The sequence below is a fragment of the Pseudonocardia cypriaca genome (genome assembly GCF_006717045.1).
Lineage (GTDB): Bacteria > Actinomycetota > Actinomycetes > Mycobacteriales > Pseudonocardiaceae > Pseudonocardia > Pseudonocardia cypriaca.
On the sequence record NZ_VFPH01000002.1, the window covers coordinates 1187742 to 1206601 of the forward strand.

The following is an 18860-nucleotide window of genomic DNA, read 5'->3' on the forward strand; positions in this document are numbered from 1 at the left end:
TTCACAGCCCGGACGCCTCCGTGCGCACGAGGATCACGCCGCACTCCTCGCAGTGCACCACGTCGTCGGCGGGTGCGGCCTTCAGCTCCGCGATCGCGGTGCGGTCCAGCTCCAGCCGGCACGCCTGGCAGCGCCGCGCGATCAGCGCCGCCGCCCCCACCCCGTGCTGCTCGCGGCGTCGCTCGTAGGCGGCGAGGACGTCGGCCGGGATCGTCACGACGACCTCCTCCCGGGCGCGGCGGCGACCGGCCTCGGCGGTGTCGATGTCGACGAGGGCGGTGTCGCGGCGCTCCGTGACCGCGGCCAGCTCGTGCTCAGCGGTGGCCAGCACGACCCGGGAGTGCTCCAAGTCCGAGCCGACGGCCTCGCGCTGCTCCATGATCTCCAGCTGCTCGTCCTCCAGCACGGCCTGCCGGCGCGCCAGGGTCTCCAGCTCGTGCTGCAGGTCGGCCGCCTGCTTCGCGCTGATCCCGGCCCCGGCGAGCAACTGGTTGTCGCGTTGGGTGCGCGACCGCACGCCGTCGACGTCGCGTTCCAGGCGGCGGATGTCCCGATCGAGGTCGCCTGCGGCGGTCTCGACCTCCACGAGCTTGTCCTTCGCCTCCCGCACCGCGGCCTCGGCTGCGGTCAGCTCGGCGTGCTCGGGCAGGGTGCGGCGGCGGTGCGCGAGCCGCGACAGCTCGGCGTCGACCTCGGCCAGGTCGAGCAGCCGGCGCTGGACGGCGGGGTCGGCTTTCACGAGGAGGTCCTTCCGGGCGAATGCGGACCCCGACGCTACCGCCCCGCGCCACCCTCGCTCCGCGGGCGCCCCGGGTGGCCGGAGGTTCAGGAAAGCCACGTTCCTGTACTGCAGGTTCAGGAAAGTGGCTTTCCTGAACCTCCGTAGGTGGCGCCCTCTAGGTACAGGTGCGGCCTGCGGTCACGCAGGGCGTCATTGCGGGGACCGACGCTCTTGTCCCGGGCCTCGGCCGGGTCGAGCTCCGCCGTGAGCACGGCGGGCGCCGCCACCGCGCCTTCCGGGGTGGCCGGGCCTGCGAGCAGGTACCCGGTGCTCGCGCACACGAGGCTGCCCCCGATCCATTCGACGCCCCGCTCGCGGCCGCAGCGGTCGGCGACGACGACGTGCACGCGGTAGGTCCCGGCGGCCGCCTGCGCCTTGACCACCTCCAGCGCGCGCTCCCCCGCAGGCCGCGGCAGCAGCGGCCAGTTGACCGGCACCGCGACGATCTCCGCGCCGGCCTGCGCGGCGAGCCGCACCCACTCGGGGAACTCCAGGTCGTAGCAGACCATCACCGCCACCCGGCCCACCGCGGTGTCGACGACCGGCGGCGGCGCGTCCCCGGGTACGAACAGCTCCGACTCCCGGTCCCACAGGTGCACCTTGCGGTAGCGCAGGCGCACCTCGCCGTCCTCCACGAGCACGGCCGCGTTGTGGACCGCGCCGTCCGCACCCCGCTCGGCGAACCCGCACACGAGCACGCAGCCCAGCTCCCGGGAGAGGTCCCGCAGCAGCGTGACGGTCGGCCCGTCCAGGTCCTGGGCGGCCGCGCGTGCCTCGGCGGCGTCCCGGAAGACGTAGCCGCACACGGCCAGCTCGGGGAGCACGATGAGGCGCGCTCCCCGCCCGGCCGCCTCCCGGACGGCGGCCACCAGCGCGGCGTGGTCACCGGCCCCCACGCGCACCGGGATCTGGCAGGCCGCGACGGTGATCACCACGCGGGTCAGTCGTCCTCCGTCGCCGCTGCCAGGACAGCGGCGGGGGCCAGGTAGCCGTTCGGGTCCAGGACCCGGCCGGCCCGGCGGGCCGCCGCGGCGACCTCCGGGGCCCAGTCGAGCTGCGTGCGCCCGTCGCCACCGGTGACCACGAGCAGCTCGCCCTCGCCGTCGTCGAGCTGCGTGAACGAGCGCCACGCGCCGGGGGGGACGGAGAGCGTGTCCAGCCTGCCTAGCTCGACGACCTGCTCGTCGGCGCCCGTGTTGAGGCGCACCGCCCAGCGCCCGGTCCTGGCCGTGACGACCTGAGTGGCCTGGAGGCGGTGGGTGAGCAGCCCGTCCCCGGCGCCCGCGCGCAACCAGGCGAGGGAGAACCCGTGCGGCTCGTGCAGCCGCGGCACCGCCCTGCGCTGCTCGCTGATCCCGTAGCCGATCACCAGCGAGAGCTGGGCGCCGCCGCCGGGCAGCCCGGAGCACAGGAACGGCTCGGCGATCCACTCGCGGTCGGCGGCGGTGGTGACGCGGCCGCGGAACTGCGCGGTCGTGAAGACGTCGAGCCGGTCGATCTCCTCCTGCGGCATCGGCTCGATCAGCTGCGCGCCGGGCGGCACCTGCTGCCCCTGCACCGTGTCGATCAGCTGGTTCTCGGCGGTGAGGTACAGGCCGTGGCCTGCCGCCTCGCGCAGCACGTCGGGGCCCCAGATGATGCCACCGGTGTCGTCGCGCCCGAGCACGGTGAGCAGGACGCCCTCGTCGTCGCCGATGTTGGTGAAGCCGCGGAAGATCCAGGTCGGCACGGAGATCACGTCGCCGTCGACGCTGCGGTACTCGCCCTGGCGGCCGTCGGCGCCCCAGCGCAGCTGGTAGTCGCCGTCGAAGTTGATGAACACCTCGGCGGTGAAGTGCAGGTGCAGGCTGTTGGTGGTGCCGTTCGGCATGCCGGCGGCGCCGAGGTTGAACCCGTGGGGCTCGGTGAGGTTGACGAACTGGTCGGCGTTCTGCGAGACGCCCGAGCCGATGAAGGAGTAGTTGTCCTTGCGGTCCGAGCCGGGCGTCCGGCAGTCGATGAACGCGGCCTTGCACGGGACCCAGTCGCTGCGGCGGATCGTCCGGCGGACGACCTCGCCGGGCGGGACCACGGTGTCGGTCATGGCGATCCCTCTCAGTAGATGTTCGTGTCGGTGAACTCGCCGTCGCCCCGCGTCGAGTTGATCTGCGCCCGCAGCGCGATCTCGTCGTAGACCCGCACCTCGCGGACGATCCGCCCGCGCTGCACGAGGAACTGCGAGACGCCCAGCAGGTCGACCGGGGCGTTGGTCAGGGGCCCGAAGGCGGGCGTGCCGTGGTAGGTGCCGTGCATCGTCCACAGCACCGCGATGCGCAGGCCCGCGTAGCGCTCGGCGTGGTTGGTCTGGACGTCGCGCACGGCGAACCGCGCGTCCGGGAACGGCGCGACGAGCGACAGCAGGTCGCGCTGGTAGCCGTCGGGACGCACGACCGTGGTGTCGCCGATGGTGTGCAGGAACAGGTCCCGCTCCATGTACTGCGGCACCTTGTGCAGCCGCCGCTGGTTCCACACCTCGTCGAGGAACTCGAGCACCATCTCGCACTCGGGCCAGAAGTCGTCGGCGCGCGGGCCGCTGTCACCGGCGCTCAGCACGTCGGACGGCGCAGGCTTGGTCATCGAGCCCTCGTAGCCGCGGAAGCGCATGCCGCGGGCCGCCTCGTCGGGGTCGATGCCGCGCTGCAGGCACTCGGCGAGCTCGTCGCGCACCACCCACTCCTCGACCATCCGCCCGCGGCGGTAGAGGCAGTTGGCGATCGTCCGCTTGCGGATCCGCCGAACCCGCCCGTCGACGATGTTCTCGTCGCTGGAGAACACCAGGTGCGAGCTCAGGAACGCGTCGTCCCCACGTGCTTCCCACACCACGTCCTCGGCCTGACCGACGTGCTGCGGCGTGCCGGCGATGCGCATGAGGCTGCCCTCGATCACGCCGTCGCGCCCGACCACCGTGCCGAGCCCGCCGTGGACGATCGAGTCCGGCTCGTAGTTGTCGACGATGTAGGAGATGTCGCGCTGCACCCAGATCCGGTCGGTCACCTCCCGGATGAAGTCGTCCGGGTCCTCGTAGGGCCGGTACGCGACCGGGTCGAGCGGCATGTCGATGATCCTCTCCTCGTCGGGTCGACTTGGACTGTATGCGTATGCACAACGCGGGCACAAGAGGCCCGCGTCCGCCGAGTGGGCACGACTCAGGGGCGCGGTGCGGCGATCGTCGCGCGCGCGACGTACCGCGTGGGGTAGACCGGGTGCGCAGGCGGCGCGTCCGGTCGCTCCACCCGCGCGACGATCAGGCGGGCCGCCTCCCGCGACATCTCGTCGAGGTCGTAGGCCACGGTGCTCAGCCGGATCAGCGCCCAGCTCGACGTGGGCAGGTCGTCGAACCCGGCGATCGAGACGTCGTCCGGAACCGCGAGACCGAGCTCGGCAGCTGCGTTGAGCGCCCCGAGGGCCACCACGTCGTTGCCGCACAGCACGAGCGTGGGCGGGTCGGCGCGGTCCAGCAGCGCCCGCAGGCCCTCGTGGCCGGTGCGGAAGTCGAAGGGGCCGTGCCGGACGTCGCGGTGCGCGAGCGCCAGACCGTGCTCGTCGAGCACGGCGTGCACGGCGTTCTCGCGCTGCTCACCGGTGCTGGTGTTGCGCGGGCCGAAGATCGCGCCGATCCGCCGGTGCCCCTTGCCGATCGCGTCCTCCAGCAGCTCGCGGACGCCGTTCTCCGGGTCGACGGTGACCGCGTCCGCCTGCACGCTCTGCGAGGTCCGGTTGAAGTAGACGAACGGGACGCCCCGGTCCTGCAGCCGGACCGGTACGACCGACTCCACCGTGGTCGTGGCCAGCACCACGCCGCACAACCCGTGGGCGGTGACGTGCTCGGCCACCGGTGCCGACTCCGACGACTCGGTGATGAGCACCAGCTCGTAGCCCAGCCGCTCGAGCTCGTGGTGCATCGGGGCGATGACGTGCGCGTAGAACTGGTTCTCGAGGTCGGTGACGACGAGCCCGACCCGCGTGGACCGGCCGACCGACAGCGCGCGGCCGATCGCGTTCGGCGCGTAGCCGAGGGCGAGCGCCGCCTCGCGCACCCGCTGCTTCGTGGCCTCCGAGACCTTGGGGTCGTCGCGCAACGCGCGGGAGACCGTCGGCTGGGACACGCCGGCGAGCCGCGCAACGTCCCGGCTGGTGATCATCTGCGACGCCCTCCCCCGACCCGGCGCGAGCATAGCGGCGGCACCGTGATCACCGGTGCCGCCTTGACAGCGCGACCGCTCGCCGGTTCAACTATCGCGCATACGTATGTTACATCGACGGGAGCAGCATGGCGCGCGAGCTCAAGAAGACCGTTTCCCCCGCACGCGGGGCGGCGTCCGGCGGCGAGGTCGCCGAGCGGGTCCGGGAGATCATCGCCGAGGTCCGCGCACGCGGGGACGCAGCGGTACGCGAGTACTCGGCGCGATTCGACGGATGGGAGCCCGAGTCGTTCCGGCTGGACGCGGACCGGGTGGCCGAGCTCGTCGCCTCGCTGCCCGACCAGGTCGTCGAGGACATCCGGTTCGTGCAGGAGCAGGTGCGCGGCTTCGCGCTCGTGCAGCGCGAGGCGCTGCGTGAGGTCGAGGTGGAGACGCTGCCCGGGGTCGTGCTCGGGCACAAGCACGTGCCGGTCGCCGCTGCGGGGGCGTACGTCCCGGGCGGGCGCTACCCGCTCACGGCCTCGGCGCACATGACGATCGTGACGGCGAAGGCGGCCGGCGTCCCGCGCGTGGTCGCGTGCACGCCGCCCATCCGCGGTGAGGTGCCTGCCGCCACGGTGGCCGCGATGCACCTCGCGGGCGCGGACGAGATCCACCTGCTCGGCGGCGTGCAGGCCGTCGCGGCGATGGCGCTGGGCACCGAGTCGATCGAGGCGGTGGACCTGATCGCGGGCCCGGGCAACGCCTACGTCGCCGAGGCGAAGCGCCAGCTGTTCGGCGAGGTCGGCATCGACCTGTTCGCCGGGCCGACCGAGATCCTCGTCGTCGCCGACGACACGGCCGACCCGCTCACGGTCGCCGTCGACCTGCTGTCGCAGGCCGAGCACGGGCCCGACTCCCCCGCCGTGCTCGTCACGACCTCCGAGGCGCTCGCGCGCGAGGTCCTCGAACTGGTCGAGCGGCTGCTGCCGGGCCTGCCGACCAACGACATGGCCGGCCCGGCGTGGCGCGACCACGGGCGGGTCGTCGTGTGCGACGACGCCGACGAGATGTGGCGCGTGGCCGACTCGCTCGCCTCCGAGCACGTCGAGGTGCTCACCGCGCAGCCGCGCGAGGCTCTCGAGCGGATGCAGAACTACGGCGCGCTCTTCCTCGGCGAGGGCACCTGCGTCTCCTACGGCGACAAGGTCATCGGCACCAACCACGTCCTGCCGACGCTCGGCGCCGCCCGCTACACCGGCGGCCTGTGGGTCGGGAAGTACCTCAAAACCGTCACCTACCAGGAGGTGCGCGACCCGGCGCAGAGCGCGGAGCTCGGCCGCGTCTGCGGGCGCGCCTCACGGGTGGAGCTGTTCGAGGGGCACGCGCGCTCGGGCGACCTGCGCGCGTACAAGTACGGCGGCGACCGCTTCGACTGGATCGACGACCTCGTCGGAGCGCAGGCGTGAGCCTGGCGGGACGGACGGCGCTGGTCACCGGCGGCGGCTCCGGGCTCGGCGCCGCGATCGCCGAGCACCTCACCCGGGCCGGCGCCCGGGTCGTCGTGACCGGGCGGCGCGCGGAACCGCTGCAGGAGGTGGCCGGGCGGCTCGGCGCCCGGGCCGAGGTGTGCGACGTAGCCGACCCCGCCGCCGTCGACGCGCTCGCCGACCGGCTGCGCGACGAGGAGGTCTCGATCCTGGTCAACAACGCCGGCATCGCCGGGCCGGTCGCGCCGCTCACCGAGATCGCCCCGGACGAGTGGGACGAGGTGTTCGCGGTGAACGTCCGCGGCACCTACCTCGTGTGCCGGGCGTTCCTGCCGCCGATGGTCGCGCGCGGGGACGGCGACGTGATCAACCTCGCCTCGGTGTCCGGCAAGCGGCCGCTGACCCGCCGCACGCCCTACTGCGCATCGAAGATGGCGGTGCTCGGGCTGACCTCCACACTCGCGTTCGAGGTCGGGCCGGCCGGGGTGCGGGTGAACGCGCTGTCGCCCGGGCCGGTCGAGGGCCACCGGATGGACCGCAACTTCCGGCTGGAGGCCGAGCGCACCGGCACGTCCGTCGAGGAAGCGCGCGCGGCGTTCGTCGGGCGGGCCGCGCTGGGCCGGATGATCACCGCCGACGAGGTGGGCGCTGCCGTCGTCACGATGCTCGCCATACCCGGGATGGCCGGCGCCGACGTGGACCTCTCGGCCGGGATGGTCGCATGAGCCCCGCGCTGCGGGCCCGGCTGCGCGCGGGCGAGCGGGTGGCCGGTGGGCTGGTGCGGATGCCGTGCGAGGAGCTCGTGGAGATGCTCGCCGTCGCCGGGCTGGACTTCGTGCTGATCGACTGCGAGCACGGGCCCGCCGACGTCGTCGAGCTGCGCCGGCACATCGCCTACGCCGACGCGCACGCGCTGCCGGTGCTCGTCCGGATCGGCGAAGGCGAGAACCACCTCGCGCAGCGCGCCCTCGACCAGGGAGCGCAGGGGATCGTCGCGCCGCACGTCGAGTCCGCCGCCGATGCCGCCGCCCTCGTGCAGGCCCTGCACTACCCGCCGCGGGGCGCCCGGGGCTTCGCCACCTACCCCCGCGCCGGGCTGTTCGGCACGGTGCCGGCGGCCGAGCACCGGGCTGCGGCGGCGGAGACCACCCTGGTGATCGCCATGCTCGAGTCGCCCGCCGCGATCCGCGCCGCCGGCGAGATCGTCGGCGTCGACGGGATCGACGGCTGGCTGGTCGGTGTCGCCGACCTCGCCGCGTCCCGGAGCCCGGACGACCCGACCGTCGAGGAGCTGCTCGCCGAGGTCCGCCGCGACCCGGCCGTGGCCGGCGCGGTCCGGGCCGACCTGGCCACCAGCGCCGAGGCCGCCGCGGCGTCCTTCGCCGACGGGGCGCAACTGGTGGTGCACAACATCACGCACGTGCTGATGGAGGCCCTGCGCCCCCTGCGCGCCTGAGGCCTCCGCTCCCGGATGTCAGCAAAGCCACTTTCATGACGTCTCGTGACGTGAAAGTGGCTTTGCTGACACAGGCCGGGGCGGGGCGCACCTCAGCTCGCCCGCCAGGTCCCCAATGCTTCGGCTACCCGGGCCGGGGCCTCCAGCGGCATGAGGTGGCCGACGCCGGCGACGACCTCCAGCCTGGCCCCGGGAACCAGCGCGGCGATCTCCTCGTGCCGGTCCGGCGGGCAGAGCCGGTCCTGCGCCCCGGCGAGCACGAGGGTGGGCACCCGCACATCCGCGAGGCCGGGGCGTTCGTCGATGCGGGTGGCCTGGGCGGCGAGCTGCCGGTCGAACGCCGCGGTGCCGACATCGTCGGCCATGGCGAGGGCCGTCTCGTCGTGGGTGCGGTCGTGGAGGAGCAGCGGGAGCAGGTCGCGCTGCAGGTCGCGGGCCCGCCGGCCGGCGGCGAGGCCGGAGCGCGCGGTCGCCCAACCCTCGTACTGGGCGGGGGTCGGGCCGCGGGCGTTCGTCGCCAGCAGCGCCAGCCGCGTCACCCGCTCCGGCGCCCGCCGCACCAGCGCCATCGCCACGATCCCGCCGAGCGAGAGGCCGGCCAGCGCGAACCGCGGGGGCAGCACGTCCAGGAGGGCGTCGACGCAGCCGTCGATGCTGGGCCGGTCGAGCGTCCCGTGCACGACCGGCACGTCCGGCAGCGCGGAGCACCACAGCCGCGGCGAGCAGCCCATGCCCGGCAGGACGACCAGCGTCACCCCTTGACCGACCCGGAGCTGAGGCCGGCCACCAGGTAGCGCTGCGCGATGAACGCGAACGCGACCACCGGCAGCGTCAGCAGCATCGCCGCGGCCCCGGCCTGCTGCAGCATCGGCAGCGTCTGGCCGAGCTGGGTGGCGATGAAGACCGGCACGGTGCGGGCGGAGACGTCGGTGAGGATGTTCGCGGTGAGGTACTCCTGGAACGCGAACAGGAAGACGAAGATCCCGGCGGTCAGGATGCCCGGACCCATCAGCGGGATCATCACCCGGCGCAGGATCCCGAACCGGCTGCAGCCGTCGATCATCGCGGCCTCGTCGAGCTCCTTGGGGATCTCGGCGAAGAAGTTGCGCAGCAGCCAGATGCTGAACGGCTGGTTGATCGCGACCAGCGCTGCCGCCACCGCGAAGGTGGTGTCGTAGATCCCGAGCGCGCGGGAGATGTCGTACATCGGCAGCACCACCGAGAACCGCGGAAGCGCCCGGAACACCAGTGCGGCGATGAGCAGCACCGCGCTGATCCAGCCGGGGAACCGCGACAGCGCGTACGCGGCGGGCAGCCCGATCACCAGCGCCGCCACCGTGGAGAGCAGCGCCACGATCAGGGTGTTGATCAGGTACTGGTAGAAGAGCGTGGTCTGCCAGAGGTCGACGAACGCGGTGAGCGTGGGCTCGTAGAAGAACACCGGTGGGTCGAGGAACGCCACGTCGGTGGGCTTCGTGACCGTCATCGCGGTCCACAGCACCGGGCTGAGCATCGCCCAGCACACGAGCACGAGGATCCCGCCGACGAGGTAGGTCGAGCCCTTCCGGCGGCGCTTCGGCCGCGGCGGGGCGGGCGGCGGCGGCGCCTGCGTCGCGGCCGTCGCCTTCTCCTGAACGACGCTCATGCCTGCCTGGCCTCCTTCGCGATGCCCCGGATGAAGGGGAAGAGCATGAGCACGATCAGCAGGATCAGCAGCACGTTCACCGCGCTGCCGAGCCCGAGCTGCTGGCCGCCGTCCTGGAAGGCCACGTTGAAGATGTAGAGCATGATCGACTCGTTACCGAGCTGGACCGCCTGCGGCGAGAGCGCGACGAGCTGGTCGAACGTCCGCAGGATGTCCATGATCGAGATGATCGCGACGAAACCCAGCACACCGCGGATGCTCGGGATGATCACGCTCCAGTGCGTGCGGACGGCGGAGGCACCGTCGATGCGCGCCGCCTCGAGCAGCTCGCCGGGCACGCCCTGCAGCCCCGCGATGATCACGAGCATCGCGAACGGCAGCATGAACCAGATCGTGTTGAGCGCGACGATGACCCGGTTCGGCCACGGGTCGGTGAACCAGAGCACCTCCTGGCCGGTGACGAGCGTGACCAGGTGGTCGACCACGCCGCCGAAGTTGGCGTCGAAGAGCCAGGAGAACATCGCGCCGCCCACCACGTGCGGGATCACGTAGGAGATCAGCAGGATGCCCAGCACCCACGGCTTGGACCGGCCGAGGCCGTTCACCATCACCGCGAGCAGGTAGCCGCCGACGAGCAGGGCCGCGGTGACGGCCAGCGTGAGCCCGACGGTGAACAGCACCGCCTGCCCGAGCCGCGGGTCGGTCAGCGCGGCGCCGTAGTTGGCGAGGCCGACGAACGTGCCGGCCTCGCCGTAGTTCACGCGCTCGAGGCTCCACTCGAGCGTCCGGTAGAGCGGCAGCACGAGCAGGCCGCCCATGACGAGCACGCTCGGGGTCACGAGCGCCAGGAACTCCCGCCGCCGCATGACGTCACCTCCCCTGTCGGTCGGTCACGGCTGGTACTCGGCCAGGATCTCGGTGGCGATCTCCTGCATCCGCGCGGTGCCCTCCGCCACCGGCACGGCGCCGGTGATCACGTCGGCCACCACGGACCGGGTGTCGTTGCCGATGCGCGCGGTCCACGGGTACGGCTCCGCGGGCGGGGCCTTGCCGATCGACTGCTGGGCCGCTGCGGCGTACGGGCTGCTCTCGGGCGTGACGATGCCCTCGCGGGCGGGGAACGCGGCCGGGACCGACGCGCGCGATGCGTCCACGCTCACCGCCGAGGCGATCATCTCGAACAACAGCGCCTTGTCCGCCTTCGTGTTGGTCGGGATCGACCAGCCGTCCACCGAGAGCACGTTGTAGAGGGTGTCAGCACCCCCGACCGACGGCGGAGGCGCGAAGGCGAACTGGCCGGCGAACCGGCTGTTGGACGGCTGCGACAGGTCGTTCATCCGGCCCGAGAACATGATCGCGATCGCGGCCGAGCCGTTGTACATCTGCTGCTGCACTCGCGGCTGGTCGAACGTGGTGACCTGCGGGTCCATGAACGGCAGCAGGGACCGCAGCTCCTCGAACGCCTGCGCCGCCTCCGGCCGGTCGAAGTTCGGACGCATCGCGGCGGCGTCGACGTAGTCGACACCGAGCGAGCCGAGCGCCGCGTCGTAGGCCGTGGAGATGTCGGCGCTGGCGAGCAGCGGCAGCGCGACCGGGTACTTGATCTCGCCGGCCTGCTGGATCTTCGCCGCCACGTCGCGCAGCTCGGCGAACGTGGTGGGCGGCTGCAGCCCGAGGGCGTCGAGGACGTCCTTGCGGTAGGCCATGACGTACATCTGCGCCTGCATCGGCAGCCCGTAGAGCTTGCCGTCGTAGGACAGGGCCTTGCGCATGTCGGCGTTGATGTCGCCGAGCGCGTACTCCTGGTCGAACTGAGCCACCAGGTCGTCGAGCGGCTGCAGCTTCTGTTGCGACGCGTACTGCGGCACCACGTAGGAGTAGGTCTCGACGATGTCGTAGGTGCCGGAGTCGCCTGCGAGCGTCGCCGTGGTCTTCTGCACCTGCCCGCCGAAGTCGATGGGCTCGTGGTTGAGCGTCACGCCGTTCTTGGAGCAGCTCTTGACCATCGTGTTCGTGAACGGGTCGATGGCCGAGGAGTTGTAGGCGAGCACGTTGACCGTGACCGGCTGCGGCGGTGCGGGGAGGTCGCACGCGACCTCGGTGGCGGACTGGTCGGCGGTGCGCGAGCCGGCTCCGCAGGCCGTCACGGCGAGCGCGGCGGCCAGCGCGACGGCGGTGGCGCGCAGCACGGTGGTGGGCGTGGGCATGGTTCGGTTCCTACCGTCCGGTCTGGGTGGTGGTCAGTTGTTCATACGCATGCATTGAGTCGGAGACGTCGGCCTCCGCGATCATGTCGAGGCGGAGCTGGGCACTGTCGCGGTGACCGACGAGCGCCTCGAAGTGGGAGACGGCCACGGTGGGCTCGGCCTGCGTGCGCGTGGCCTCGCGCGTGGCGCGCTGGTAGGTGAGCTGCTTGAGGAACCCGGCAACCGACAGCCCGCCGGTGTGCTTGGCGCCGCGAGCGGTGGGCAGCACGTGGTTGGTACCCGACATGCCCTTGTCCGCGTACACCACCGTCGACCAGGTGCCGAGGAACAGCGACCCGTAGTTGTGCAGGGCCCCGAGCCACCAGTCCAGGTCCTCGGCCAGCACCTCCAGGTGCTCAGGCGCGAGCAGGTCCATCGCGGCAGCTGCGGTCTCCCGGTCGGCGGCGAGGTACACCGAGCCGTGGTCGCGCCACGCGGCTCCGGCGATCTCCCGCGTGGCGAGGCCCGCCAGCTGCCGCTCGACCTCGACGGGCACCTCGGCGGCGAGCCGCTCGGAGGTCGTGATCAGGCACGCGGGCGACGTGGGCCCGTGCTCGGCCTGCGCGAGCAGGTCGGCGGCCACGACCGCGGCGTCGGCGGTGTCGTCGGCGAGCACCGCGACCTCGGACGGGCCGGCCAGCACGTCGATCCCGACCCGCCCGTAGAGCTGCCGCTTCGCTTCAGCGACGTAGGCGTTCCCGGCGCCGACCAGCATGTCCGCCGGCTCGCCGTCCAACAGGCCGAAGGCCATCGCGGCCAGTGCCTGCACGCCGCCGACGGCGTAGACCGCCTCCGCGCCGCTCACCTGGGCCGCGTACAGCACGGCCGGGTGCGGGCGGCCGTTCAGCGAAGGCGGCGTGCACGTCACGACGTTCGGCACGCCGGCGACCCGCGCGACGCCGACCGTCATGAACGCGCTCGCGAGCAGCGGGAACCGCCCGGCGGGCAGGTACGCGCCCACGTTCTGCACCGGCACGAACTTCTGCCCGCACACGACGCCGGGCACGACCTCGTCCTCGAAGTCCTGCAGCCGCGCCCGCTGCATCGCGGCGAAGCGCTTGGTGCGCTCGGCACCGGTGTCGAGCGCCGCGCGCACGGCCGCGGGCACCTGGTCGGCAGCCCTGGCCAGCTCCGCGTCGGGGACCCGCAGGTCGGTGCCGGTGAAGCCGTCGAGCCGCGCGGCGTAGTCGAGCACTGCGGGCATGCCCTCGCGCTCGATGCGTACGAGCATCTCCGACACCGTCGCGACGACCGCGGGATCGCGCTCGGCGGGCCGGTCCGGGCCCACCGGCTCCTTCACGACGCGAATGCGGTCGCCGACCCTGCGCTTGTCCCGATCCGTGAGGTGCATACGCATACACTAAGGATCGACGTCACTCCGTGGCAAGCGCGGGGGGCGAGTCGGGAGGCGGCGCCGATGCTCCACGGATCGGGTGCGGCGGAGCCACCGGTGCGGTAGGAGCCGAGAGGTCCGCACACCGTTGGCGTAGGCTCGACGTCGGGGGAGGTGGCTCCGACGAGCGATCAGCGGTTCGTGCTCGGAGCTCCCCGCCTGGCTCGCCGGCCGGAGCAGTAGCCACACCGTCGCTCGTACTGACCTGCACGCCCCGGAAGCCGGGGTCCGCCACCACATGAGTCAGGAACAGCGCATTCCTCCGACCGATGCCCGACCCGTAGCGCCCTCCTCGTCCACCACCTCCGCTCCCGAGGTCGACACGGTCAGCTGTGCCGCATGTCCGCACGATCGGGATGCGCACGACGCGATCGGCACGAGGTTCTGCGCAGCGACGATCGCGGGCGCGGTGCCCCGGGGATGCGCCTGCGCCGGTGAAGCGCGGGGGCCCGTGCACCGGGCTCGTTGAGCTCGACCCTCCCGCATCCACCCAGGAGTGCCGGATGCGATCGCCGACCGGCAACTGCGGCTCGCCTGTCGAGACCGACGAGGGACACCGACGGGCCGCCGAACCCGGCGTAGCTCGGCGTCACCGCCCGGGTCGCTCCGCCTGGGCCTCGACGTCGTACAGCCGGAACATCTCTGCCGCGTCGGGCCCGTCGTAGACCGGCTGCCCGTTCGCGTCAGCGACGTGGTTCACCCCGTCGGACGGCTGGTTGCGCCACGGCAATGGGCTCTCGGAGTCCGGGATCTGCGCGGCTACAGGTGCATTTTTGCGGGTGATCCTCCTCTTCCCGCCGCTCCTCATCTATCGCACCTTCTCCGGGATGTGGTCGATGGCGTACAGCACGTGCACCGCGAGGCTCGACGCATCCTTCTCGGTGAGCTTCGAGTTCTGCTTCAGGGCATCCGCGACGAGCCGGATGCGCTGCTCGTAGAGCGATACGTAGTTCGTGGCACTGTTTTCCATGGTTCGACTCCTCCGTGATTGGTGCAGATCAGGAATCGGGAACGGGCTCGGGGAGCAGCAGCGCGTCCACCTGGTCGACGTTGCCCCGGTGTCCCGCCGCCATCAGCGCTGAGTGCGCGGCGTCTGGTGCGGCGTCCGGTGCTACGACCAGGAGCGTGACGCGGTGGGCTGCGCTGATGACGTCGATCGTGGCCGGGTGCTGGGACCGGTAGCCGGCGAGCCGGACGAGCCGACCGTCGAGCACGATCCTGCGCGGCGTGGGACCCCAGGTGTCGAGGTGGTAGCTCACGCTCTCGACGGGACCCAGCCGGACCGCGAGCACGGCCAGCAGTTCCGGCAGCTCGGCCGGAAGGTCACGCGACCTGGGCCACCATCCACCGTCGACGAAACCGGTGACCGGTCCGCGCGGTTTCAACCGCAGCCGGAGGTGCTGATGGTCGTCGATCGACGGGGTATTCGTGGTGGCAGCCGACGTCATGTCGGTGCTCCGTCCTCGGACGTGAACGTCCGCATGGCCTTTCGCCGAGGACGAGATGGGCTCGAGCGCCCCTGTACTCACTGAACCCGACAAGCGTCACGATACACCCGCCGAACCCTCGGGATCGCCGATTCGGCTGCTTTTCTGGAGCGTCGTCGCCCGCGTTCCTCGCGGTGGCCGAACTCGACGAATTCACTCGCGAAGCCACCGGGCGAGCCGTGCCGCCAGCGGCCGGGGAACGACGCCGGCGCCTCCCCACCTCCGTGCTCGCCATCGTGTGCTTCCCCACCTCGGGTGGAAGATCCCGGCGCCGCACCGTAAGGTCTACGTCGTAGCGCTAGATCGTAGCGTCAGCTGTAGCACTACACCGTCGATCCCCAGGTACTCCTGGTAGGGGACGCCCCGGACACCCGCGGATGCCGTCCCGCCGCAGGGCCTCACGAACGGCCCACGCCGCCGCCCGGACCAGCGCGGCACCACCGCTCGCACGTCCGACACTCCTAGGAGAACCCCAATGACGACGTTGACCCGCGCGTCCGCCGCCTCCCGCGGCGGCGCCAAACCCGTCCTCGACGGTCGACGCCCGCCCGGCGAGAGCGCACTCGTCTACATCTTCACCCTCGTCCCGACGTTCGCCCTGCTCGCAGCCGTCCCGATGGCCTGGGGCTGGGCGCTGAGCTGGACCGACATCGGCCTCGCGGTCGGCTTCTACCTCCTGTCCGCCTTCGGCGTCACCGTCGGCTTCCACCGCCACTTCACCCACCGGGCGTTCAAGGCCAACCGGGGCCTGCGGGCCGGGCTGGCGATCGCGGGCAGCATGGCCCTGCAGGGCGACGTCATCACCTGGGTCGCCGACCACCGCCGCCACCACGCCTTCTCCGACAAGGAGGGCGACCCGCACTCCCCGTGGCTGTTCGGCACCACCCCCGCCGCGCTGGCCAAGGGCTTCTTCCACGCCCACCTCGGCTGGCTGTTCGGCAAGGACCGCACCAACGCCGCGCGCTTCACCCCCGACCTGCTCGCCGACCGCGACATCGCACGGGTCAGCCGGTTGTTCCCGCTGTGGACGGTGATCAGCCTGGTCGCCCCTGCCCTGCTCGGTGGCCTGATCACCATGTCGTTCTGGGGCGCCGTCACGGCGTTCTTCTGGGCCGGGCTGGTCCGCGTCGCCGTGCTGCACCACGTCACCTGGTCGATCAACTCGATCTGCCACATGGTCGGTGAGCGCCCTTTCGCCGCGCAGGGCAAGGCGACCAACTTCTGGCCGCTGGCGATCCTGTCCCTCGGCGAGTCGTGGCACAACCTGCACCACGCCGACCCCACCTGCGCCCGCCACGGGGTCCGACCCGGGCAGATCGACCTGTCCGCACGCCTGATCCAGGCGTTCGAGAAGCTGGGCTGGGCGCGCGACGTCCGCTGGCCGACACCCGCCCGGCTCGCGAAGCTCGACGTCGCGAGCTGACCGCAACGGGCGGCCCGGCCCCTCGCCGCAGACGCAGCGGCGAGACCGGGCGGCCGGTTCGATTCGCGGTACGGTAGCCGCGTCCAAGGATGCCGAGCCGGAGCGGGGCGAGCGCATCGTCGATGTCCTGAGCCCCGTGTCGACCGAGCCCGGCGAGACGGAGCGGGTTCCGATGCGGTCGGGCTGGATGTTCACGACGGGGTCGGTCCTGCCCCGGTTGCGTGGCGTCCGCCGTGCCTGAGCCGGCCGAGCTCGAGCGGATGTTGGCCGAGATCGTGGCCGAAGGCGGCACGACGGCACCGCGGCGGATCTGCGAGGCCTGCATCTCCGTGCTGAAGGTCAGTCGAGCTGCCGTCACGATGATGGCGGGCCCCGACCGCCAGGAGCCGATCTTCGCCAGCGACTCGGTCGCGGCCCATCTCGACGAGATGCAGTTCCGCCTGGGTGAGGGACCGTGCGTCGAGGCGTTCACGGAGCGCCGGCCGGTGCTCATCCCGGACCTCGCGGAGCTCACCGGAAGCCGCTGGCCGGTCTTCGCCGCCGCTGCCCGCCGCACTCCGGTTCGAGCTGCCTTCGTACTCCCGCTCCAGGCAGGCGCCATCGGGGTCGGGGTCCTCGACCTGTACCGCGACGAGCCCGGCATGCTCGACCACGACGAGCTCGCCGGTGCGCTGCGTGCGGCCGACGCGGTGCTGTGGGCGCTGCTCGGCATCCGCGCCGGCAAAGCGACGGAGCTGCCGGCACCGGCGACCCAGCCGCACAACGGCGCCGATCCCCACGGCTGGCTGACGGGGTCGCCGTTGGATCACATCGAGGTCTACCAGGCCACGGGAATGATCATGGTTCAGCTGGACGTGTCCGCCGAGACGGCGTTGAGCAGGCTTCGCGCGTACGCATTCGTGCACGAACGATCGATCGACGACATCGCCCGCGATGTGGTGGCGCGACGCCTTCGGTTCGGGACCGAGGAGGAGGAATCATGACGAACGCCGAGCAGGAAGGTCGCGAGCGGGTACTGACGGAGGCGTTCGTCAGTCTCGCAGACACCCTCGTCACCGACTTCGACGTGATCGACCTCCTGCACCGCCTGTGCAACGACTCGGTCAGGCTGCTGCCGGTCGAAGCCGCCGGCCTGATGCTGTCGGACCAGCGCGGCACGCTGCGAGTCGTTTCCTCCTCGACCGAGCAGGCGCACCTCGTCGAGCTCTTCCAGCTCCAGGCCGACGAGGGTCCTTGCCTCGACTGCTTCCGCACGAGCCATCAGATCGTCGCCGGCGACCTCGGTCACGAGTCCCGCTGGCCGCGCTTCGCCGAGCATGCCCGGCAAGCCGGCTACCGAGCCGTGCACGCCCTGCCCCTGCGCCTGCGCTCGGAGACCATCGGAGCTCTCAACTTGTTCGGGAGCACACCCGGTGCGCTCTCGCCCCACGCACTCCGGATCGGCCAGGCGCTCGCCGACGTGGCCACCATCGGGATCCTGCAGGAGCGCGCCCTCCGCCGACAGGAGGTGCTCGCCGAGCAACTGCAAGCCGCGCTCAACAGCCGCGTGATCATCGAACAGGCCAAGGGCATGCTCGCCGAACGCGGCCAGATCGATCTCTCGCAGGCGTTCACCCTGCTCCGGACCCACGCCCGTACCCGCCAGCTGCGGCTCAGCGACCTGGCCCGGGATGTCGTCAACGGTGCGACCCTCCCCGGCGGGCTGCTCGATCCCGGCCGGCCGGAGGAGTAGCACCTCGGCTGCTCGGCCCACCCCGGGCCGTCCGCCGGCCGCGCGGCCCATCTGCGGCCACCGATCGGCGCTGTACGGCCGGAAACCCGCCGTCTAGGCTCGGCCGGCGGCGTCGCCCCAGACCCCGGTGCCCGCTGTACGAGCGTGTGTTGTTCCGGGGACGCATCGACGACCGTGCACGCGGGATATGGCCCGCCAGGAGAGCACAGATGAGTAACGCCACCGCGGACCTGGTCGAATTCGCCCACCGCGAATGGCCGGCGCACCCACTCCAGCTGGCTCCGATCCACACCGAAACCCAGCGCTTGCTGGCACCGCTCAACCTGTCCGACGACACCGAGCAAGCTTTCGTCCGGGCCGTTGACGAAGCAGCGAGCAACGTCGTGGAACACGCCTATGCACCCGGCCCGACCGACGATGCGGTGACCGATCACGTCGCATCCGACGACGTCGTCGAACTGACCTTCTGGACCGAGGATCGGTCCGTCTGCATCGAGATCGTGGATCACGGGCGTTGGCGGCCACCGGACGCCACTCCCAGCAGTAGCTGCAGCGGGTTCGCGATCATGATTCAACTGATGCCGACGGTTCTGATCCACTACGACAGCCGCGGCACCCGCGTGCTCCTGCGCGGCACGGTCTGAATCCCACCAGGCCGTGGGACCAGCCGCACGCCGTCGCTCGAGGGGTTCGGCGGCGGAATGGCGGAGCAGCGAGCGGGTGCCGCGGCCCGACGTGCCGATCGGCGGCGGGGTGAATGCTCAGGAGCCGCGGGCGCGGCGACGTCGACGGGCGGACCTCGATGCAACACGTGGCGGACCTGCGTGCCATGGCGACTCGTACTTCTGCAGGAGGCGGAGTCCGCTGTTGCGGTCGAGCGCGCCGATCAGGACGACGATCGCGAAGATGAATGCTCCGAGAAGATTGATCATCGCCGACGTTCCCTTCTGCCACAGCTCGGCCTGGTGATCAGGCGAGGCTTCAGGGTCAGGCGGTGACTCCGCCCGGTCTCGGCGCCGCCAACGGCGGCGCGTCACGGCGAACGGA

General features: G+C 71.9%; 20 protein-coding genes. 8 read left to right on the forward strand and 12 right to left on the reverse strand.

Annotated elements, in window-relative coordinates; all coding sequences use genetic code 11:
* Window position 1: 1 nt before the first annotated feature.
* The 5 genes from FB388_RS23250 to FB388_RS23270 form a co-directional block, all read right to left on the reverse strand.
* Window positions 2-739, reverse strand: coding sequence for a zinc ribbon domain-containing protein (locus FB388_RS23250; protein ID WP_142104315.1), 738 nt, complete (start codon window positions 737-739; stop codon window positions 2-4).
* 116 nt (window positions 740-855) lie between these two features.
* A complete protein-coding gene (locus FB388_RS23255; RefSeq protein WP_211362180.1) occupies window positions 856-1716 on the reverse strand; it encodes a nitrilase-related carbon-nitrogen hydrolase in 861 nt (286 codons plus the stop codon).
* A 5-nt stretch (window positions 1717-1721) separates the two neighbouring features.
* Complete coding sequence (locus FB388_RS23260; protein WP_142104316.1) at window positions 1722-2864, reverse strand: cupin domain-containing protein; 1143 nt, start codon at window positions 2862-2864, stop codon at window positions 1722-1724.
* A gap of 11 nt (window positions 2865-2875) precedes the next feature.
* Window positions 2876-3874 (reverse strand): nuclear transport factor 2 family protein, encoded by a 999-nt coding sequence (locus FB388_RS23265; RefSeq protein ID WP_142104317.1) that lies wholly within the window; start codon window positions 3872-3874, stop codon window positions 2876-2878.
* Window positions 3875-3966: 92 nt separating this feature from the next.
* The gene (locus FB388_RS23270; protein ID WP_142104318.1) at window positions 3967-4962 is read right to left on the reverse strand and encodes a LacI family DNA-binding transcriptional regulator; all 996 of its coding nucleotides are present in this window, start codon (window positions 4960-4962) and stop codon (window positions 3967-3969) included.
* Window positions 4963-5090: 128 nt separating this feature from the next.
* On the opposite strand from FB388_RS23270, the gene hisD (FB388_RS23275) reads away from it, so the two are divergent.
* The 3 genes from hisD (FB388_RS23275) to FB388_RS23285 are packed head-to-tail and all read left to right on the forward strand — an operon-like array spanning window position 5091 to window position 7887.
* On the forward strand, window positions 5091-6410 hold the full coding sequence (hisD, locus tag FB388_RS23275) for a histidinol dehydrogenase (RefSeq protein WP_142104319.1): 1320 nt from the start codon (window positions 5091-5093) through the stop codon (window positions 6408-6410).
* Complete coding sequence (locus tag FB388_RS23280; protein WP_142104320.1) at window positions 6407-7156, forward strand: SDR family NAD(P)-dependent oxidoreductase; 750 nt, start codon at window positions 6407-6409, stop codon at window positions 7154-7156. The genes hisD (FB388_RS23275) and FB388_RS23280 overlap by 4 nt, the downstream gene beginning before the upstream one ends.
* Window positions 7153-7887 (forward strand): HpcH/HpaI aldolase family protein, encoded by a 735-nt coding sequence (locus FB388_RS23285; protein WP_142104321.1) that lies wholly within the window; start codon window positions 7153-7155, stop codon window positions 7885-7887. The genes FB388_RS23280 and FB388_RS23285 overlap by 4 nt, the downstream gene beginning before the upstream one ends.
* Before the next feature lie 92 nt (window positions 7888-7979).
* On the opposite strand, the gene FB388_RS23290 is transcribed toward FB388_RS23285, so the two are convergent.
* Genes FB388_RS23290 through hisD (FB388_RS23310) form a run of 5 tightly spaced genes read right to left on the reverse strand, consistent with a single transcriptional unit; the run spans window position 7980 to window position 13129 of the window.
* Window positions 7980-8642 carry an alpha/beta fold hydrolase gene (locus FB388_RS23290; RefSeq protein WP_142104322.1) on the reverse strand — a complete coding sequence of 221 codons (663 nt, stop codon included), beginning with the start codon at window positions 8640-8642 and terminating at the stop codon, window positions 7980-7982.
* Window positions 8639-9532: a carbohydrate ABC transporter permease gene (locus FB388_RS23295; protein ID WP_142104323.1), complete on the reverse strand. Its 894-nt coding sequence runs from the start codon at window positions 9530-9532 to the stop codon at window positions 8639-8641. The genes FB388_RS23290 and FB388_RS23295 overlap by 4 nt, the downstream gene beginning before the upstream one ends.
* Window positions 9529-10398, reverse strand: a complete 870-nt coding sequence (locus FB388_RS23300) for a carbohydrate ABC transporter permease (RefSeq protein WP_142104324.1) — start codon at window positions 10396-10398, stop codon at window positions 9529-9531. The genes FB388_RS23295 and FB388_RS23300 overlap by 4 nt, the downstream gene beginning before the upstream one ends.
* A gap of 24 nt (window positions 10399-10422) precedes the next feature.
* Window positions 10423-11739, reverse strand: a complete 1317-nt coding sequence (locus FB388_RS23305; RefSeq protein WP_142104325.1) for an ABC transporter substrate-binding protein — start codon at window positions 11737-11739, stop codon at window positions 10423-10425.
* 10 nt (window positions 11740-11749) lie between these two features.
* Complete coding sequence (gene hisD, locus FB388_RS23310) at window positions 11750-13129, reverse strand: histidinol dehydrogenase (RefSeq protein WP_142104326.1); 1380 nt, start codon at window positions 13127-13129, stop codon at window positions 11750-11752.
* 280 nt (window positions 13130-13409) lie between these two features.
* Between hisD (FB388_RS23310) and FB388_RS40015 the strand changes: the two genes are divergently transcribed.
* Window positions 13410-13640, forward strand: a complete 231-nt coding sequence (locus FB388_RS40015; protein ID WP_142104327.1) for an RGCVC family protein — start codon at window positions 13410-13412, stop codon at window positions 13638-13640.
* A 339-nt stretch (window positions 13641-13979) separates the two neighbouring features.
* On the opposite strand, the gene FB388_RS39575 is transcribed toward FB388_RS40015, so the two are convergent.
* Window positions 13980-14141 carry a DUF6307 family protein gene (locus tag FB388_RS39575; RefSeq protein WP_170225799.1) on the reverse strand — a complete coding sequence of 54 codons (162 nt, stop codon included), beginning with the start codon at window positions 14139-14141 and terminating at the stop codon, window positions 13980-13982.
* A gap of 28 nt (window positions 14142-14169) precedes the next feature.
* Window positions 14170-14619, reverse strand: coding sequence for a DUF5994 family protein (locus tag FB388_RS23320; RefSeq protein ID WP_142104328.1), 450 nt, complete (start codon window positions 14617-14619; stop codon window positions 14170-14172).
* Between the two features lie 514 nt (window positions 14620-15133).
* Between FB388_RS23320 and FB388_RS23325 the strand changes: the two genes are divergently transcribed.
* From FB388_RS23325 to FB388_RS23340, 4 genes are all read left to right on the forward strand, one after another.
* Complete coding sequence (locus tag FB388_RS23325; protein WP_142104329.1) at window positions 15134-16081, forward strand: acyl-CoA desaturase; 948 nt, start codon at window positions 15134-15136, stop codon at window positions 16079-16081.
* Between the two features lie 233 nt (window positions 16082-16314).
* Window positions 16315-17064 carry a GAF and ANTAR domain-containing protein gene (locus tag FB388_RS23330; RefSeq protein WP_142104330.1) on the forward strand — a complete coding sequence of 250 codons (750 nt, stop codon included), beginning with the start codon at window positions 16315-16317 and terminating at the stop codon, window positions 17062-17064.
* Window positions 17061-17813, forward strand: coding sequence for a GAF and ANTAR domain-containing protein (locus FB388_RS23335; protein ID WP_142104331.1), 753 nt, complete (start codon window positions 17061-17063; stop codon window positions 17811-17813). The genes FB388_RS23330 and FB388_RS23335 overlap by 4 nt, the downstream gene beginning before the upstream one ends.
* A 209-nt stretch (window positions 17814-18022) precedes the next feature.
* Entirely contained in the window at window positions 18023-18457 is a 435-nt protein-coding gene (locus FB388_RS23340; protein WP_142104332.1) for an ATP-binding protein, read from the forward strand.
* The last annotated feature ends 403 nt before the right edge of the window (window positions 18458-18860 follow it).

Coding starts and splice junctions, on each gene's coding strand:
- FB388_RS23325 (WP_142104329.1), top strand. CDS start 15,134: ATGACGACGTTGACCCGCGCGTCCGCCGCCTCCCGCGGCGGCGCCAAA.
- FB388_RS23295 (WP_142104323.1), bottom strand. CDS start 9,532: ATGAGCGTCGTTCAGGAGAAGGCGACGGCCGCGACGCAGGCGCCGCCG.
- FB388_RS40015 (WP_142104327.1), top strand. CDS start 13,410: ATGAGTCAGGAACAGCGCATTCCTCCGACCGATGCCCGACCCGTAGCG.
- FB388_RS23285 (WP_142104321.1), top strand. CDS start 7,153: ATGAGCCCCGCGCTGCGGGCCCGGCTGCGCGCGGGCGAGCGGGTGGCC.
- hisD (WP_142104319.1), top strand. CDS start 5,091: ATGGCGCGCGAGCTCAAGAAGACCGTTTCCCCCGCACGCGGGGCGGCG.
- FB388_RS23320 (WP_142104328.1), bottom strand. CDS start 14,619: ATGACGTCGGCTGCCACCACGAATACCCCGTCGATCGACGACCATCAG.
- FB388_RS23265 (WP_142104317.1), bottom strand. CDS start 3,874: ATGCCGCTCGACCCGGTCGCGTACCGGCCCTACGAGGACCCGGACGAC.
- FB388_RS23260 (WP_142104316.1), bottom strand. CDS start 2,864: ATGACCGACACCGTGGTCCCGCCCGGCGAGGTCGTCCGCCGGACGATC.
- FB388_RS23300 (WP_142104324.1), bottom strand. CDS start 10,398: ATGCGGCGGCGGGAGTTCCTGGCGCTCGTGACCCCGAGCGTGCTCGTC.
- FB388_RS23305 (WP_142104325.1), bottom strand. CDS start 11,739: ATGCCCACGCCCACCACCGTGCTGCGCGCCACCGCCGTCGCGCTGGCC.
- FB388_RS23270 (WP_142104318.1), bottom strand. CDS start 4,962: ATGATCACCAGCCGGGACGTTGCGCGGCTCGCCGGCGTGTCCCAGCCG.
- FB388_RS23340 (WP_142104332.1), top strand. CDS start 18,023: ATGAGTAACGCCACCGCGGACCTGGTCGAATTCGCCCACCGCGAATGG.
- FB388_RS23335 (WP_142104331.1), top strand. CDS start 17,061: ATGACGAACGCCGAGCAGGAAGGTCGCGAGCGGGTACTGACGGAGGCG.
- hisD (WP_142104326.1), bottom strand. CDS start 13,129: ATGCACCTCACGGATCGGGACAAGCGCAGGGTCGGCGACCGCATTCGC.
- FB388_RS39575 (WP_170225799.1), bottom strand. CDS start 14,141: ATGGAAAACAGTGCCACGAACTACGTATCGCTCTACGAGCAGCGCATC.